This window comes from Actinophytocola sp. KF-1 (assembly GCF_054661535.1).
On record NZ_BAAFVK010000011.1, the window covers coordinates 270168 to 286374 of the forward strand.

Annotated in this window: 18 protein-coding genes; 6 read left to right on the forward strand and 12 right to left on the reverse strand. The window is 72.3% G+C overall.

Features of this window, described 5'->3' with window-relative positions:
• Positions 1-63: 63 nt before the first annotated feature.
• Positions 64-1281 (forward strand): wax ester/triacylglycerol synthase domain-containing protein, encoded by a 1218-nt coding sequence (locus tag ACYQ77_RS31235; RefSeq protein WP_459717472.1) that lies wholly within the window; start codon positions 64-66, stop codon positions 1279-1281.
• A 69-nt stretch (positions 1282-1350) separates the two neighbouring features.
• Here the strand turns inward: ACYQ77_RS31235 and ACYQ77_RS31240 are convergent, their stop codons facing one another.
• The 5 genes from ACYQ77_RS31240 to ACYQ77_RS31260 form a co-directional block, all read right to left on the reverse strand.
• On the reverse strand, positions 1351-2739 hold the full coding sequence (locus tag ACYQ77_RS31240; RefSeq protein WP_459717474.1) for a class II 3-deoxy-7-phosphoheptulonate synthase: 1389 nt from the start codon (positions 2737-2739) through the stop codon (positions 1351-1353).
• 442 nt (positions 2740-3181) lie between these two features.
• Positions 3182-4552 (reverse strand): amidase family protein, encoded by a 1371-nt coding sequence (locus tag ACYQ77_RS31245; RefSeq protein ID WP_459717477.1) that lies wholly within the window; start codon positions 4550-4552, stop codon positions 3182-3184.
• Between the two features lie 28 nt (positions 4553-4580).
• The gene (locus ACYQ77_RS31250) at positions 4581-5606 is read right to left on the reverse strand and encodes a 6-phosphofructokinase (RefSeq protein WP_459717478.1); all 1026 of its coding nucleotides are present in this window, start codon (positions 5604-5606) and stop codon (positions 4581-4583) included.
• A gap of 101 nt (positions 5607-5707) precedes the next feature.
• Positions 5708-6211 (reverse strand): polyadenylate-specific 3'-exoribonuclease AS, encoded by a 504-nt coding sequence (locus tag ACYQ77_RS31255; protein WP_459717480.1) that lies wholly within the window; start codon positions 6209-6211, stop codon positions 5708-5710.
• Between the two features lie 20 nt (positions 6212-6231).
• Entirely contained in the window at positions 6232-7002 is a 771-nt protein-coding gene (locus ACYQ77_RS31260) for a lysophospholipid acyltransferase family protein (RefSeq protein WP_459717483.1), read from the reverse strand.
• 236 nt (positions 7003-7238) lie between these two features.
• On the opposite strand from ACYQ77_RS31260, the gene ACYQ77_RS31265 reads away from it, so the two are divergent.
• Positions 7239-7700 (forward strand): hypothetical protein, encoded by a 462-nt coding sequence (locus ACYQ77_RS31265; protein ID WP_459717485.1) that lies wholly within the window; start codon positions 7239-7241, stop codon positions 7698-7700.
• Positions 7701-7858: 158 nt separating this feature from the next.
• On the opposite strand, the gene ACYQ77_RS31270 is transcribed toward ACYQ77_RS31265, so the two are convergent.
• Genes ACYQ77_RS31270 through ACYQ77_RS31300 form a run of 7 tightly spaced genes read right to left on the reverse strand, consistent with a single transcriptional unit; the run spans position 7859 to position 12216 of the window.
• Entirely contained in the window at positions 7859-8152 is a 294-nt protein-coding gene (locus tag ACYQ77_RS31270; RefSeq protein WP_459717487.1) for a hypothetical protein, read from the reverse strand.
• Positions 8152-9102: an ROK family glucokinase gene (locus ACYQ77_RS31275; protein ID WP_459717490.1), complete on the reverse strand. Its 951-nt coding sequence runs from the start codon at positions 9100-9102 to the stop codon at positions 8152-8154. The genes ACYQ77_RS31270 and ACYQ77_RS31275 overlap by 1 nt, the downstream gene beginning before the upstream one ends.
• Positions 9099-9449, reverse strand: coding sequence for a hypothetical protein (locus tag ACYQ77_RS31280; protein WP_459717491.1), 351 nt, complete (start codon positions 9447-9449; stop codon positions 9099-9101). Before ACYQ77_RS31280 ends, ACYQ77_RS31275 begins: the two co-directional genes overlap by 4 nt.
• A complete protein-coding gene (locus ACYQ77_RS31285; RefSeq protein WP_459717494.1) occupies positions 9446-10573 on the reverse strand; it encodes an ArsA family ATPase in 1128 nt (375 codons plus the stop codon). The genes ACYQ77_RS31280 and ACYQ77_RS31285 overlap by 4 nt, the downstream gene beginning before the upstream one ends.
• A gap of 7 nt (positions 10574-10580) precedes the next feature.
• A complete protein-coding gene (locus tag ACYQ77_RS31290) occupies positions 10581-11021 on the reverse strand; it encodes an SRPBCC family protein (RefSeq protein ID WP_459717497.1) in 441 nt (146 codons plus the stop codon).
• Positions 11022-11048: 27 nt separating this feature from the next.
• Positions 11049-11834, reverse strand: a complete 786-nt coding sequence (locus ACYQ77_RS31295) for a metallophosphoesterase family protein (RefSeq protein WP_459717500.1) — start codon at positions 11832-11834, stop codon at positions 11049-11051.
• Positions 11835-11844: 10 nt separating this feature from the next.
• Positions 11845-12216, reverse strand: a complete 372-nt coding sequence (locus ACYQ77_RS31300; protein WP_459717502.1) for a polyketide cyclase / dehydrase and lipid transport — start codon at positions 12214-12216, stop codon at positions 11845-11847.
• 69 nt (positions 12217-12285) lie between these two features.
• Here ACYQ77_RS31300 and ACYQ77_RS31305 point away from each other — a divergent pair, with 69 nt between their 5' ends.
• From ACYQ77_RS31305 to ACYQ77_RS31320, 4 genes are all read left to right on the forward strand, one after another.
• A complete protein-coding gene (locus tag ACYQ77_RS31305) occupies positions 12286-13440 on the forward strand; it encodes an AMP-binding protein (RefSeq protein ID WP_459717504.1) in 1155 nt (384 codons plus the stop codon).
• 62 nt (positions 13441-13502) lie between these two features.
• Positions 13503-14516, forward strand: coding sequence for a CHAP domain-containing protein (locus ACYQ77_RS31310; RefSeq protein WP_459717506.1), 1014 nt, complete (start codon positions 13503-13505; stop codon positions 14514-14516).
• Positions 14513-14809, forward strand: coding sequence for a YbaB/EbfC family DNA-binding protein (locus ACYQ77_RS31315; RefSeq protein ID WP_459717509.1), 297 nt, complete (start codon positions 14513-14515; stop codon positions 14807-14809). Before ACYQ77_RS31310 ends, ACYQ77_RS31315 begins: the two co-directional genes overlap by 4 nt.
• A complete protein-coding gene (locus ACYQ77_RS31320) occupies positions 14794-15195 on the forward strand; it encodes a hypothetical protein (RefSeq protein ID WP_459717510.1) in 402 nt (133 codons plus the stop codon). The genes ACYQ77_RS31315 and ACYQ77_RS31320 overlap by 16 nt, the downstream gene beginning before the upstream one ends.
• Positions 15196-16207: the final 1012 nt, after the last annotated feature.

Here is a 16207-nt window from a genome sequence, read left to right on the forward strand (position 1 = left end):
TGAAGAATGACGGCTTCGCACAGGCGTAACTCGCAGGACACGGAACGCTGGTGAGCTGGAGCCATGGGTCGACTGACTGGTTTGGACACCGCGTTCCTCAGCATGGAAACGCGCGCGCGGCCGATGCACCTCGGCGCGGTGGCCGTGTTCCGGGGGCCGGTGTCGCTCGACCGCCTGCGAGCGCTGCTGGTCGAACGGGCCGGGCGGTTGCCGGGGCTGCGGGTCGACGGCGGCTGGTTCCCGTCGTGGTGGCCCGCGAACGACTTCGACCCGGCCACGCACGTGCACACGTACGAGGCGCTGGGCCGGAACACGTTCGAGGCGTACACGGCGGGCTGGCTCGCCACCCCGCTGGACCTGACGCGGCCGCCGTGGGACGTGCACATCGTCACCGGGCTGCCCGGTGACCGGTTCGCGGTGCTCGTGAAGCTGCACCACTCGCTGGCCGACGGCGCGGGCGCCGTGGCGCTGGCCGGTGCGCTGCTCGACGGTGGCGTCCCGCCGACCAGGGCGGCGTCGGCGCCGTCGTACGGGCTCGGGGAGACGGCGGCCATGGCGGGCGCGGTCGCGCGTGCCGTGCGGGTACCGCCGGTGCCTGCGATGCTCACGTCCGGCGGGACCGCCCGGCGGGTGGCGTTCGTCCGCCTCGACCTCGCGGACGTGCGGCAGATCCGCCGGCAGCACGGCGGCACCACCAACGACGTGGCGCTCGCGGTGCTCGCGGGCGGGCTGCGGGAGTGGCTGCGGTCGCGGGGCGCGCCCGTGGACGGCCGGACGCCACGTGCGCTGATCCCGGTGAACACACGGGCCAGGGGTGGCGCGGGCGGCAACCAGCTGTCCGGGTACCTGTGCGACCTGCCGGTCGGGCTGCCGGACCCGGTGGCGCGGCTGCGTGCCGTGCGCGCGGCCATGGACGCGAACAAGGCGGCCGGGCCGGCACGGGGTGGCGGGACGCTGGCGATCCTCGCGAACCGGCTGCCGTCCGCGGTGCACCGGCTGGCCGGGCCGCTCACCGGCTTCGGCGCGCCGCTGCTGTTCGACACGGTGGTCACGAACGTGCCGCTGCCGTCGGTGCCGCTGACCGTCGACGGCGCGCCGCTGGCGGAGATCTACCCGTTCGGCCCGCTCGCGCCCGGGCACGCGCTCGGCGTGGCGATCTCGCCGTACCGGGACGCCGTGCACATCGGGTTGCAGACCGACCGGGACGCCGTGCCCGACATCGACGTGCTCGCGAACGCGATCACCAAGGCGTGCGTGACACTCCACGAACGGGCCCAGTGACGCGTCGCCCGTGATGACGGACCCCTTCATCGCCGTTCGGCGTGACGAAGGGGTCCGTCCTGCCACGGGTCAGGAGCGGAGCATCTCGGCGACCAGGAACGCCAGCTCCAGCGACTGCTGGGTGTTCAGGCGCGGGTCGCACGCCGTCTCGTAGCGGCCCGCGAGGTCGTCGTCGGAGATGTCCTGGGCGCCGCCGAGGCACTCGGTGACGTCCTCGCCGGTCAGCTCGACGTGGATGCCGCCCGGGTGGGTGCCGAGGCGGCGGTGCACCTCGAAGAAGCCCTGGACCTCGTCGACGATGCGGTCGAAGTGGCGGGTCTTGTAGCCGGTGGACGACTCGTGCGTGTTGCCGTGCATCGGGTCGCACTGCCAGATCACCTGGTGGCCGGACGCCTCCACCTTCTCGATGATCGGCGGCAGCGCGTCGCGCACCTTGCCGTTGCCCATGCGGGAGATCAGCGTGAGCCGGCCCGGCGTGTTGTGCGGGTCGAGGCGCTCGACGTACTCGACGGCCAGCTCCGGCGTGGTCGTCGGGCCGATCTTGACGCCGATCGGGTTGGACAGCAGCTCCGCGAACGCGATGTGCGCGCCGTCGAGCTGGCGGGTCCGCTCCCCGATCCACAGGAAGTGCGCGGACAGGTTGTACAGGCGCGGGTCGGGGCCGCGGGTGTCCATGCGGAGCATGGCGCGCTCGTAGTCGAGCAGCAGCGCCTCGTGGCTCGCGAAGATCTCCGTGCTGTGCAGGGAGGAGTCCTCGACGCCGCACGCCTGCATGAACCGCAGGCCGCGGTCGATCTCGGTGGCGAGCGCCTCGTACCGCTCACCGGCGGCCGAGTTGCTGACGAAGTCCTTGTTCCACTCGTGGACCTTCGACAGGTCCGCCATGCCCGCGGCGGTGAGCGCGCGCACGAGGTTCATGGCCGCGCCCGCGTTGGCGTAGGCGCGGATCATGCGGCCCGGGTCGGGCACGCGCGCCTCGGGCTTGGGCACGAGCGAGTTGATGATGTCGCCGCGGTACACCGGGAGACCGAGCGCGTCGGTGGAGTTGGAGCGCGGCTTCGCGTACTGCCCGGCGATGCGGCCGACCTTCACGACGGGCAGGCTCGCCCCGTAGGTCAGGACGACGGCCATCTGCAGCAGCGTGCGGATGTTGCCGCGGATGTGCGGCTCGGTGTTGTCGACGAAGGTCTCGGCGCAGTCGCCGCCCTGCAGCAGGAACGCCTCGCCGCGGGCGACCTCGGCGAGCTTGTCGCGCAGGCGGTCGATCTCGTTGGGGACGGTGATGGGCGGGACGCTCTCCAGCAGCGTGCGCACCTGGCGCACCTGCTCGCGGTCCGGCCAGTCGGGTTGCTGAGCGGCAGGCCGGGACAGCGCGTCGTCCAGGCGAGCACGCAGCGCCGGCGGCAGCGGCGGGAGTTCGGGCAGCGTGTCCACCGGCACGTCAACGGTCCAGTTCACGGGACCAGAGTAGCCGGGCGTGTCAGCCCTGTTTACGCCGACAGTGACCGGGCTTGATCGTTCCACCCCCGATCTCAACATGTGGAACGCGGGTCGTCGCCCGGCCCGCCACGAACCGCCTCGTCGGAGCGGTTGCGGCAGGCAGCCGGGGCCGTCGGCGCGGTCGGTGCGTGGCGTCGTCGCGGCGGGCCGCGGCGCCCAGCATCTGAAACGGACCCGTCGCGCGGGCACCACCCGGTGTGACGAACCAGGCTCGCACCGGCGGCCTCTGGCCCCCGGTTTCCAGCGTACGGCCGACCACCGACACCGGGCCTCGAACCGCCGGTGCCCTGGGGACAACCGGACGACCTGTGGACAACCCGCCTCCCGCACGCCCTCGTTCGGGCGCCGCTGTCGGTGCCGTGCCGTAGCGTGGAAACCGGGGGCCGGAGGCCGCCGGCGCCTACAGCGCCGGCCGTCGCGCCGCCCACGGGTGCGCCCGCTCGTACTGCCCCGACAGCGACAGCAGCGTCGCCTCCGACCCGGCGGGCCCGATCAGCTGCACGCCGATCGGCAACCCGATGTCGTCGAAGCCGACGGGCAGCGCCGCCACGGGATACCCGAGCACGTTCCACGTCGGGTAGAACGCGATGCCCTGCGACACCACGCCCAGCGTGTGCGACGCGCCGCTGCCGTGGAACCGCCCGATCCTCGGTTGCCGCCCGGTCCACCCCGGCTGCAGGATCACGTCGTAGTCGCCGAAGAACCCGGTCATCAGCTCGTGCAGACCCGCCTCGGCGGCACGTGCCCGCGCCAGCACCGCGTCCGGCACGCGCCTGCCCACCGCGGCGATCCGCCGGGTGCGGGGCTCCAGCCACTCCGGGTGCGGCAGCTGCGCCACGTCGTCGGCGACCCCGCGCAGGTACCGCACCAGGAACTGCGGGCTCGGCCGCACCCCGAGCGGCGGGTCGGCCACGTCGACTGTGTGCCCGAGCGCGCGCAGCCGGTCCGCCGTGTCGCGCACGGCCTGTTTCCGTTGCCGCTCGATGGGTGCCGGGCCGAGCGGGGTGCGCCACGACAGCGCGATCCGCAGCGGGCCGGGGTCGGTGTCGACGGCCTCGCGGTAGCCGCCCGGCTCGTCGGCGATCACGTCGAGCATCGCGGCCGCGTCCGCGACCCGGCGGCCGAGCGGGCCGACCCCGGCGAGGCCGTGCCAGTGCTCCTCGTCGCCCATGTCGATCAGGTCGCGCGTGGTCTTGAGCCCGAACAGGCCACAGAAGTTCGCGGGGATGCGGACGGAACCACCACCGTCGGAGCCGGTCGCCACGCCGACCACCCCCGCCGCCACCGCCGCGGCCGAACCACCCGACGAACCGCCGGGCGTGTGGTCGAGCTGCCACGGGTTGCGCGTCGCGCCGTTCGTGAGGGTCTCGGTGAACGGCCAGAGACACCGGTCAGGCGTGTTGGTGTGGCCGACCAGCACGGCACCCGCCGCACGCAGCCGGGCCACCGTCGGCGCGTCCACCTCGGCGGGCGGGAACTGTGGCCGCCCGCCCATGGCGGTGACGTCGCCCGCCACGTCCAGGTCGTCCTTCACCGCGACCGGGACGCCGAGCAACGGGGTCCGCTCGCCCGCGTCGAGCCGGCGCTGCGCGTCGGCCGCCTGCTCGCGCGCCTGGTCGGTGTACACCACGCGGAACGCGTTCAGCGCCGGGTTGACCTGCTCGAGTCGGGCGAGCACCGCCTCGAGCAGGTCGGGCGCGGACACCGTGCCGTCGCGCAGGGCGGCGGCCTGGGCGTCCGCGCCCGACCACAACAGCTCGTCAAGGTCCATGCGGGAACACTAGTCCCCGCGCGGGGCCTCAGCCGAAGAAGACTTCGGCCTCCTGGTACCGCTCCAGCGGCACGGTCTTCAGCTCGGCGGTCGCCTCGGACAGCTTCACGCGCACGATGTCGGTGCCCTTCAGCGCCACCATCACCCCGAAGTCGCCGTCGGCCACCGCGTCCACCGCGTGCAGGCCGAACCGGGTCGCGAGGACGCGGTCGTACGCGGTCGGGGTGCCGCCGCGTTGGGTGTGGCCGAGCACGACCGCACGCGACTCCTTGCCGGTCTTCTGCGCGATCTCCTCGGCGAGCCAGGTGCCGATGCCGCCGAGCCGGACGTGGCCGAACGCGTCCTTCTCCCCGGTCAGCAGCTTCTCCTCGCCGCCCTCGGGCAGCGCGCCCTCGGCGACCACGATGATCGGCGCGTACTCGCGCTCGAACCGGCGCTTCACCCACTCGACGACCTGGTCGACCGAGAAGTGCCGCTCCGGCACCAGGATCACGTTCGCGCCGCCGGCAAGACCGGAGTGCAGCGCGATCCAGCCCGCGTGGCGGCCCATGACCTCGACGACCAGCGCGCGGTGGTGCGACTCGGCGGTCGTGCGCAGGCGGTCGATGGCCTCGGTGGCGATGTGCACGGCGGTGTCGAAGCCGAACGTGTAGTCGGTCGCGCCGAGGTCGTTGTCGATGGTCTTCGGCACGCCGACGACGCCGACGCCGTCGTCGGTCAGGCGCTTCGCGACACCCAGGGTGTCCTCGCCGCCGATCGCGACCAGCGCGTCGACGCCGTGCTCGGCGAGCGTCGCCTTGATCTTCTCGACGCCGCCGTCGACCTTGTACGGGTTCGTCCGGGAGGAACCGAGGATCGTGCCGCCCCTGGTCAGGATGTCCTCGACGTCGTCGAGGCCGAGCGGCCTGGTCAGGCCCTCGAGCGGCCCCTGCCAGCCGTTGCGGAACCCGACGGTCTCCCAGCCGTGAACCTCGATGCCCTTGCGGACGACGGCGCGGATCACCGCGTTCAGTCCTGGGCAGTCACCGCCACCTGTGAGCAATCCGACGCGCATGTGCTCGATCCTCCATCCGGCCGCTAGAGCACGGGTCCTGTTCGGGTCTTGTCAGCCCGTAGGGTGCCATCTTCTGTATCGGTGCAGCAAGGTGGCCCCGGCTAACCGAGCGGAAACCCTCGCCTGACACGTTCCGCCTCGATCACGCGCCAGCGGGCGAGGTTGTGCCGCGCGTCGGCGAGCGCGTCGTGCGCGTCGGCAGGCGGTGGCGGCAGGGCCGGTTTGCCCACGTCCTCCCACCGCTGGCGCAACTCGCGGGTGAACCGCGGCAGCTCGCGCGGCAGCGCGGGCATGTCCCCCCACAGCTGTGCGAGCGCCACGTGGTCGTAGGCGGCGAACCACGCCCACAGCTCGACCCGTTCGCGATCGCGGCGCAGGAACTCCAGCAGCCGGTCCCTGATCGTCCTGCGGTCGCACCACGCGGGGTCGGCGGGCGGTGGCAGCTTGTCGAGCACGTTCTCCCGGACCCACGGGCCTGCCTTGTCCGGGTCGAACTCGGTGGAGACCGCGTAGAACTCCCGTCCCCGCTCGTCAACAACGCCGATCGACACCAGGTCGATGGTCTTGCCGTCCTCGATGAACTCGGTGTCAAAAAAGAACCGCACCCAGCGAGGTTAGTGGTGGGTCAGCCCGCCTCGGTCTCGGGGATCCGGTCGGCGTCGCGGCCGGCGGTGCGGCGCTGCTGCGTGGGCAGCGCGGCCGGTTTGCCGTTCTGCTCCTCGGCGAGCATCTCCTTGGCCTTGGCCGCGTAGATGTCGACGTACTCCTGGCCGGACAGCTCCATCAGCGCGTACATGATCTCGTCGGTGATGGACCGCTCGACGAACCGGTCGCCCGCGAGGCCCTCGTAGCGCGAGAAGTCCAGCGGCTTGCCGATCTTGATGCGGATCTTGTGCGGCCGCCACATCTTGGAGCCGATGGGGTTGGCCTTGTCGGTGCCGAACATGGCGACCGGGATGACCGGGACGCGGGCCTCGAGCACCATGCGGGCGAGGCCGGTCTTGCCCTTGTAGAGGCGGCCGTCGGGCGAGCGGGTGCCCTCCGGGTAGATGCCGAGCAGGTGGCCCTCACGCAGCAGCCGGATGCCGGTGTCGAGCGCGGCCTGCGCGGCGGCGCCGCCGGACCGGTCGATCGGGATCTGGCCCATGCCGGTGAAGAACCACTTCTTGAACTTGCCCTTGATGCCGGACTGGGTGAAGTACTCCAGCTTGGCCGGGAAGGTGACGCGGCGGGAGAGCATCAGCGGGAGGAAGAAGGAGTCCGCGACGGCGAGGTGGTTGCTGGCGAGCAGCGCGCCGCCCTCGGCCGGGATGTTCTCGCCACCCTCGACCTCGGGGCGGAAGAAGAGTCTGAGCACCGGTCCCAGGAACACCCACTTCATCCAGAAGTACAGCACCGGTCCTGTGCCTCCCTTTCGCCACGGCGTCCGCCGTTTGTCGAGCGTACGAAGGGTGGCGGACGCACACAATGCTTCGCCACCCGAATGTCGGAACATGTAACAGGACTAACTCTCCCGGACATCCACGGTACCCAACGAGTAAACATGGACGTGAGATCCGGCCATGGTGGCCCGAGTTCGTGCGACCATGGACCTCACACCTGATCGCTGGTTCGCGAACCGAGGAGGCCTGGGTGTCCGACCGGCCTGACGACGTAGACGCCGCCTTCGCGGAGATCGTGGCGGACCTGGAACGCGAGGGTGTCGGCCGGACGCTCCCGGACCTGAACGAACCCCCGGACGAACCGGACACGCCGACCGCACCGACCCCGGCACAGCCCCGTCCGGCGGAGCCCCAGCAGGCGTGGCGCGGCCACGACGCCGACTGGGACTGGTCGTGGGGCACGGACGAGGAGCACTACGTCCCCCCGGAACCCCCGCCACTGCCGAAGCTGCGCCCCCTGACGATCGTGGCACTGGTGCTGATCGTGCTGGGCGTGGTCCTGCTGATCATCCCGACGGTGATCGGCCTGGACGCCCGCATCGCCACCCCGATCGCCCTCCTGTCGATCACGTGCGGCGGCGCCATGCTCCTCCTCCGAGCCCGCCACACCCCGAAAAACCCAGACGCAAGAGACGACGGCGCCCAAATCTAACCCCCGCGAGTCCCCCTCTCAGACCCCGCGAGTCGCGCTCTCACGCACATCGAGTTGTACGTTTCGTGCACCTCCCGGCCCGTGCCACCTGCACGAAACCGACAACTCGGTATGCGCGAGAGCGCGACTCGCGCTGTTTGAGAGCGGGACTCGCGGGGTCAGGGGAGGGTGGTCAGGAGTGTGCGTGCGCGGGTGCGTGGTGTTTCGCACGTGTCGTCCAGGGGTGGGGGGATCGGCACGGAGAGGCATTCGCGCAGCGTGCTTGCCGCTTCTTCCGGGCGGTTCGTCTGCGACAGGAGTTCGCCCAGGCAGGCCAAGGCTGTCACCAGGGTGACCGGGTCGGGTTCCTCCCTGGCCGCGGTGATCGCTTCCGACAGGACCTGCTCGCCCCGGTCCAGGCGGCCGCGGTCCAGGAGGAGGAGCGCCTTGTGGAGGTGGTCGCGGGCGCGCATCAGCAGTTGTCCGCCGCAAGGGCCGCCGCGCCGACGAGCGCCGCGTCGTCGCCGAGCTGGGCGGTCCGGATGCGGGCCAGCGGGCGGTAGCCGGCGCCGGTGATCATCTTCTTGTAGTGGTCACGCGCGTCGTCGAGGAACAGCGGGGCCGACTCCGAGACGCCGCCCGCGATGACGACGACCTCGGGGTCGTAGATGTCCGCCGCCAGCGCGAGGCCTTCGCCGAGCCACCTGGCCAGCTCGGACATCGCACGCAGCGCCAGGTGGTCGCCCTCACGCGCCGCGGCCGCCACCTTGCGGCCGGTGATCGCCCGCGCGTCCTCCGAGTCCCGCAGCAGCAGCGTCGGCCTGCCCCGGTGCCGCGCCAGCAGTTCGATGGCGGTCGTCGACAGCGCGGTGCCGCTGCAGTACCGCTCCCAGCACCCCTGCTTCCCGCACGGGCACGTCCGGCCGCCGGGCACGAGCCGCAGGTGGCCCAGCTCCGGCGCCACGCCGTGCGCGCCGCGGAACAGCTCGCCGTCCAGCAGGAGCCCGCCGCCGATGCCGGTGCCGATCGCGACCAGCAGCGCGACACCCGCGCCGCGTGCCGCGCCGAACCGGTGCTCGCCGAGCACGGCCGCGTTCGCGTCGTGTTCCAGCACCACCGGCAGCCCGAGCCGCTTCGCGATGCGGTCGGCCACCGGCGCGTTGCGCCACGCGAGGTGCGGCGCGAACATCACCGACCGGCGGTCCGTGGTGACGAACCCCGCCACCGCGAGCCCCACGCCGGTCACGCGGTGCCTGCCGCCGAGCAGCCCGGTCACCGCGGACACGATCGCGTCCTCCAGCGCGGCCTCCCCGGCCGGTGTCGGCGCACGCGCGGTGTCCAGGACGTTCCCGTGCCGGTCGACCACCCCGGCCCGCACGCTCGTCCCCCCGATGTCGACGCCGATCGTCGTCTTGGCCCTCAACGGGGCTCCCGCCGGACGGGGATGTGCTGCACCTTCGCCGACCCCGACGAGGACGGCGACCCCGACGACGGCGTGAACCCGGGCATGTGCGACACACCCGGCTCCCACCGGTCCGCTAGTACGGCACGCAGCAGCGCGACCAGGTCGGCCGCCGCGTCGAGACCGCGGGCGGCCAGCTCGTTGGGCTCGCCCCGCACCACGGCGACCGCGGCGCACAGCGGGCACCACGTGCAGGTGGCCTCGCCGTCGGCCGCGACCCGGTCCAGCCACGGCCCCGCCCGGTCGGCCACCGCGTCGGCGAGCAGCCGCAGCTCCTCGACCAGCCGGCTTCCCGGTTCAGCAGTCACGCGGCTCCTCCTGCCTCGAAGCGCAGCACCAGCCCGCTCGGGCGGGTGACCGCGTCGGTCACGGTGTGCCTGCGCAGCAGCACCGGCAGCGCGACCAGCCGCCGCACGCCGTCCACGGTGATCGCCAGGTCGTCGCCGACCCGCGCGAGGTCCACATCGGAGCCGTCGGTGAGCGGCAGCGCCACGGTCAGTTCGTAGCCGCCGTCGACGGTCTCGATCGACAACAGCGGCGCGGCGTAGGGGGCGGTGGCCGCGAGCGGGTCGTCCACGCCGTACAGGTCGTCGGCCAGCGCCGACAACGCGGCCACCCCAACGGGTTCCGCGGCGCGGTGCTCCACCCGCCGCACCGGCAGCGTGGTCGACGAGTCCAGTTCGGACAGCACAGCGTCCTGTTCCCGGCGGCGGGTGCGCAGCCAGCTCGCCGCCGGGCCCTGCCAGCGCTTCGCCGGCGGCACGAGCCGGTTCGCGATCAGCGCGTCGACCCGGATTCCGCGCAGTGCCAACGCGGCGAGCGTGCGCCGGGTCTCGGCGACCACGAGCCGTTCCGGTGTCAGCACCAGCCGCACCGAGGTGCGCGCGGGGTCGACGAGCAGGTCCCGCAGCCGGTCGAGGTGCGTGGCGAGCTGCGCGATGTGGCTGCCCAGCGACAACCGGACGAGGTAGGCGCCGACCGCCTCCGGCAGCGCGAGCAGCCGCAACGTCTCCGCGGTCGGCCCGCAGTCGACGACGACGACCTCCCACGGCCCCTCCGACGCCAGCCGCGCGACCTCGGTCAGCGCGAGGAGCTCGTCGACGCCGGGCAGCACGGTCAGCTCGGCGGCGTCGAGGTCGGAGAGCCCCAGCCCGGACAGGGCGCCGCGCAGCTGGGTGCGTATCGACTGCCACGACCGGTCGACGAGCCCGCGCGCGTCGACGTGCGCCGCGTACAGGCAGATGTCCACTTCGGACGGTTCGCTGTCGACCGGGACGCCGAACACGTCGCCGAGCGAGTGCGCGGGGTCGGCGGACACGACCAGCACCTTGTGCCCGCTCACCGCGAGGCGGGCAGCCGTCGCCGCGGCAAGTGTGGTCTTGCCCACTCCCCCCTTGCCGGTGAACAGGAGCAGTCGCGCCGGCCGGTCCATCGGTGCCCTACTGGGCGCCCTCGACCCGGCGCTTGAGCTCCTTCAGCGCGATGTCCATGATCATCTTCTCGGCCTTGCGGCGGAAGAGACCGATCATCGGCACGGCCAGCTGCACCGACAGGGTGTAGGTGACCCGCGTCTTGTCGCCCTCCGGCGTGAGCAGGTACTGCCCCTTCTGCGCCTTCTGCATCTGCCCCTTGACCAGGTGCCAGTCGACGCGGAGACCGTCGGCCGCCCAGTCGTAGGCCAGTGTGTACACGTCCTTGAACGGTCCCGCGTCGAGCGTGAACCGCACCTCGCGTGCCTTGCCGTCCTCGTACTCGTCGAGGACCTCGGTCTTCTTCACGGCGTTGGCCCATTCCGGGTACACCGGGAAGTCGGCGATCACCGCCATGATGTCGGACGGTGGCGCGTCGACGACGATGGACTGGGTGGACTCGTCGGCCATGCCGGGGAGGCTACCCGAGCGTAGGCCTCACCAGCGCAGCACGTAGGGCCGCTCGGCGCGCTGGAAGTGCCCGACGTTGGCGCACTCGGTGAACCCGACGCGCATGCGGGGCGCGAGCGGCTGGTGCACGTGACCGAACACGGCCCACCTGGGCTGCTGCTTCACGATCAGGTCGAGCAGCGACGGCGACCCGAACTCCGAGCGCCGCGCGACCACGTCGTAGGTGAGTTCCGGCACGTCCGGCGGGACGTGCGTGCACACGACGTCCACGTCGGCGAGGCGCGCGACCCCGGCGGCGAAGTCCTCCTCGGTGCGCAGGTAGGGCCGGAACACGCCGGGCCTGCGTGCCGCCACGCCCGGTGGGAGCAGCGCGCCGCCGACGAACCCGAACCGCAGCCCGCCGATCTCCGCCACCTCGCCGTCGAGGACGCGCACGTGCTCGCCCGCGAACTCCGGCCACAGGGCGGGCGCGTCGACGTTGCCCGGCGTGGCGTAGGTCGGCGCGGTCATCGCCGCGAACAGGCGGGCGTACTGCGTGCGGACGGCCTCGGCGACGACCGCCTGCGGGTCGCCGAGGCCGCTCCACAGCGCACGGGAGAACGCGGGCAGCTCGGCCGGCCGTTCGCGCCGCAGCCGGGCGAACTCGGCGACCTTCTCCGCGCCGAACACCGCGCCGAGGATGCCCCCGCCGTGGTCGTGGTAGTCGACGAAGTCGATCAGGTCGCCGAGCACGAGAAGCGCGTCCGCGCCGTCACCCGCACGAGCGAGCGCCTCGGCGTTGCCGTGCACGTCCGAAACCACGTGAACCCGCATGGGTACGAGACTAAGCGGGCGGCACCCCGGGCGGGCGGCCGTCCTCGAGCACGAACTTGAGGTCCAGCGCGACCGTCTTCGCCGCGCGCTGGCGCCGGGCGATCTCCTTGAGCGGCTTCCCCGGCGTGTCCTCCGGGAAGTCGGCGCGCAGGAAGTAGTGCAGGACCGTGCCGTCGAGCACGGGCTCCAGCCACACCTCCATGGTGCCGACCAGCGCGCCGCGCACCGTCCACCGCAGCCCCTCCACGCCGCGGTCGGCGTACACCTCGAGGTCGAGGTCGGGCCAGAACCGGCGCCAGGCTCGCGGATCGGCGAACGCGGCCGCGACGACGTCCGGCGGCACGGCGAGGAAGGTCTCGTCGATCACGTCAACAGCGGGCACGGGTGCAGCATGGCAGATAGTCACCGCCTCGAAACGCGCCCAGGGCACCGGCACGCTAGTTTGCCTGGTGTGACCGACAGTGTGAACGGCGCTGCGCCCGGTTCCGTTACCGGCACCGAGAGCCTGACCGACATGGTCTGGGCCAACGCGGAGCGGTTCGGCGCCACCATCGGGTTCCGCCGCCGCGCCGCGGGCTCGTGGGTGGACGTGACCACCCGCGAGTTCGCCACGCAGGTGCTGGAGCTGGCGAAGGGCATGATCGCCGCGGGCCTGCGGCCGGGTGACCGGGTCGCGCTGTTCTCCGGCACCCGCTACGAGTGGACGCTGTTCGACTTCGCGTGCTGGTCGGTGGGCGCCGCGACGGTGCCGATCGACCCGACGGCCACGTCCACCGAGGTCGAGTGGATCCTGTCGGACTCCGGCGCGTGCGCGGTGATCGTGGAGACGGCGGCGCACCGCGACACGGTCCGGCGGGTCGTGGACCGGCTGCCCGAGATCGTGTGGGTGTGGCAGCTCGACGGCGGTGTGCTGGACGGCGACGAGGAGGTGCCCGCGGCGGTCGAGGAGCTGACCGCGCTGGGCACGCAGATCTTCGACGACCGCGCCCACGAGCGCAGGCTGGCCGTGCGGGCCGACGACGTCGCGACGGTCGTGTACCCCCACGGTGATCACCCGAAGCGGGTCGAACTGACGCACGGTGAGGTGCTGGCGGACGTCCGCGCGACCATCGCCGCCCACCCCGCCCTGCTGCGGGCCGGCCACTCGCTGCTGGTGCTGCTGCAGCTCGCGGACCTGCCGACCCGGTTGATCACGCTGGCCTGCGTGTACACGCGCACCACGCTCGGCCACGTCCCGGACTCCGACGACCTGTTCACCGATCTGGGTGTGTTCCGCCCCAGGGTGATCGTCGCGGACGCCGAGCTGCTGGGCCGGTTCCACGACTCGGCCCGCGCGAAGGCGTACGCCGACGGCAACATGTTCGTGTTCGACACGGCCGAGTCGGTGGCCATCTCCTACGGCGCGCGGCAGGGGTCGGTGTCGCTGGCGCTGCGGCTCAAGCACGCGGTGGCGGGCAAGATCGTGTACCCGAAGCTGCGGGCCGCGTTCGGCGGCCGGTGCGTCGCCGCGCTCACGTCCGGCGAGCCGCTGGACGAGCAGCGGGTGAACTTCTTCCGCGGCATCGGCGTCGAGGTGCACCAGCTGGGGACCGCACTGTCCGAGTAGTGCGTGTGCCCGTCCGTGCACCGCCGCTTCCACCCGGGCCTGCGCGGTCCGATCGTGGGTGCATGGACTCGCAGGTGATCGCGCGCAAGGTCGCGGGACAGCTCATCGCGCACCGCAACAAGCTGGCGGGCAAGGCGGAGGACGCGTACCGGGCGCAGGCGGCGCTCGAGGCGACCGCGCGTGCGGTGGAACGCCACCACGCCGACCACAGGACGACCGCGGCGACCGCCACCGGCCACTGGGAGGGCAAGGCCGCGGCGGCGTTCGACCGCAAGGCCCGCACCATGACCAAGGCGCTGGACGTGACGGCGGCGTCGGCGGCGAAGGGCGCGTCGATCGTCGCGGCCACGGCGTCGTCGCTGGACGCGAACCACCGCGCGGTGGCGCACCTGGTCGACGAGTACACGACGAAGGCGGCCGCGATCCTCGACGGGGCCAGGGCGGTGCAGGGCGCGGGGCAGCGGGCGGCGCTGCTGCGTGCGGTCGGGCAGGTGGTCGACCTGGTGCGGACGTACACCAACGAGTCGGTCAAGCACCTGCGTGCCGTGCAGCGGGAGATGAAGGACGCGGCGGAGGACCTGCGCAAGCTCGAACGCCGCGTCGAGCACGACGGGTACGCCGACCCGGGCGAGCGGAAGCCGAAGAAGCGCGAGGGCGGCGCCCTCGGCAAGCGCGTCCTCGACCGCGCCCGCAGCCAGCTCGGCTACCACGAGGGGCCGGGCAACACGAACAAGTACGGGCCGACGGGTCCGTGGTGCGCCAACTTCGCGACGTGGGTCTGGCAGAAATCCGGTGTGGACATCGGGATCCTGCCGTTCACCGGCGACGTCTACGACTGGGGTCGCGAACGCGGCCTCGCGTACGGCAAGAACAACCTCGACCAGGCCAGGCCGGGTGACGTGCTGCTGTTCGGGACGGGCCCGGAGAGCACGGCGACGAGCAAGCACATCGGGATCGTGGAGAGCGTCCACGGCGACCGGGTGACCCTGATCGAGGGCAACTCGTCGGACCAGGTGCGGCGCGTGACCCACACCCTGTCCAGCGCGACGTTCTATGGAGGGGTGCACCCGAAGTGAGTGACATCAGAGGCGCGGCGACCGTGCGCGGCGTGACCGCCGAGGTCTGCCCAGGCGGTGCCCTGGCGGGCCTCACCCTGACGAGGTCCGCCCTGGACCAGGGCGCAGCAACACTCGCGGCGACGGTCGTGGACGCGGTCGCGCAGGCGACGGCGCAGGCCAACCAGCGCACGAAGCACGCACTGCGTGCGGCACTGGCGGGCGTCGACCCGGCGGTGCTCGGCCTGACCCAGTCGGCGTCCCTGACGGAGCGGGCCGAGTCGACGGTCCCGGACACGTGGCGGGCGCAGTGACCGACCTGTCGGTGGACGAGCTGATCGAGCTGAGCACCCGCGCCACCCCGGAGGTCTTCGGCGCACTGAGCGCGATCACCGCGACAGCGGCCGGCAACGGCATCGAAGCGACGGTGAACCTCGAGGGACGCCTGATCGCGCTGGCGCTGGCCCCGCACGCACTGGCGGCGGGCCCGGACAAGCTGGCGGCGGAGATCTACCGCCTGGTACAGGAAGCGTCCGCGGCGGCGCTGAACGCGGGCATCGAGGTCCTGACCCCGGCAGCAGGCGAGGACCTGGCGGCGGAACTACGCGCGCTGGTACTCCCGCAACCCACACCGGCCAGGCCAAGCCCGGCAACGGAGGAGGACTTCCCGGAGATCGAATCCTGGGCGGTGCCACGCTGACGGCGGCCTCCGGCCCCCTCGAACCACGCTACCAGCCACCACCGACAGCGCCGCGCGACAACCGTTGCGGGACAAGGGTTTGTCCACAACCGTGGCGGTTGTCCACAGTTTCTCGCGTGGTGAGCGAACTGTCGGTGCCTCCCCGTAGGAGGGCAACCGGGGGCCGGAGGCCGCCCGTCTGTCCACAGGGGCGCCATGGACGGCGCCGCTTTGTCGGTGCACACCCGTAAGCTGGATTCCGGGGGCCGGAGGCCGTCCCTGTCTGCGGACACGCCTCGGACAGGGCGTTTGTCGGAACTCGTCCTTTGGGCAGGATGCCGGAGGCAGACGCCGCCCATCCGTCCACAGGGCTGCCACGGGATAGCGCAGTCTTGTCGGCGTTCGCCCGCAGGCAGGATTCTGGAGCCCGAAGCCGCCCATCCGTCCACACGGGTGCCCCGGACAGCGCCACCTTGTCGGCGCTCGCCCGCAGGCAGCGTTCCGGGCCCGAAGCCACCCATCCGTCCACACGGCTGTCCCGGACAGCGTCACCACGCCGTCGCTCGACCGCAGGCATCATTCGGGAGCCTGAAGCCGCCCAACTGTCCACACGGCTGCCCTGGACAGCGCCACCTTGTCGGTGCACGCCCCTACGCTGGATTCCGGGGGCCGGAGGCCGCCCCCTTATCCGCAGACACGCCACCGACTGCGCCGTCTGTCAGGGTTCGCCCGCAGGCGGCGTTCCGGGCCCGAGGCCGCCCAACTGTCCACAGGGGGCGCACAGACGACACCGCTCTGCCAGGGACTCACCGGAGATCGGAGGCCGCGCCCACTGTCCGCAGGCCTGCACGGACCCCTGTGCCGAACCTCGCCCGGACCCGGAGCTTTGTCCACAGGCGCGCCACGTCTTCGTCGGTGCCTTCCGTGGGCAGGGATCCGGAAGCAGCAGTGTGCCGCGAAGGACACCGCCTCCGGAAGCCCTTCCCGCTGTCCACAGGCATGCCCCCGACAGCGCCGTTTTGTCGGTGCCTGC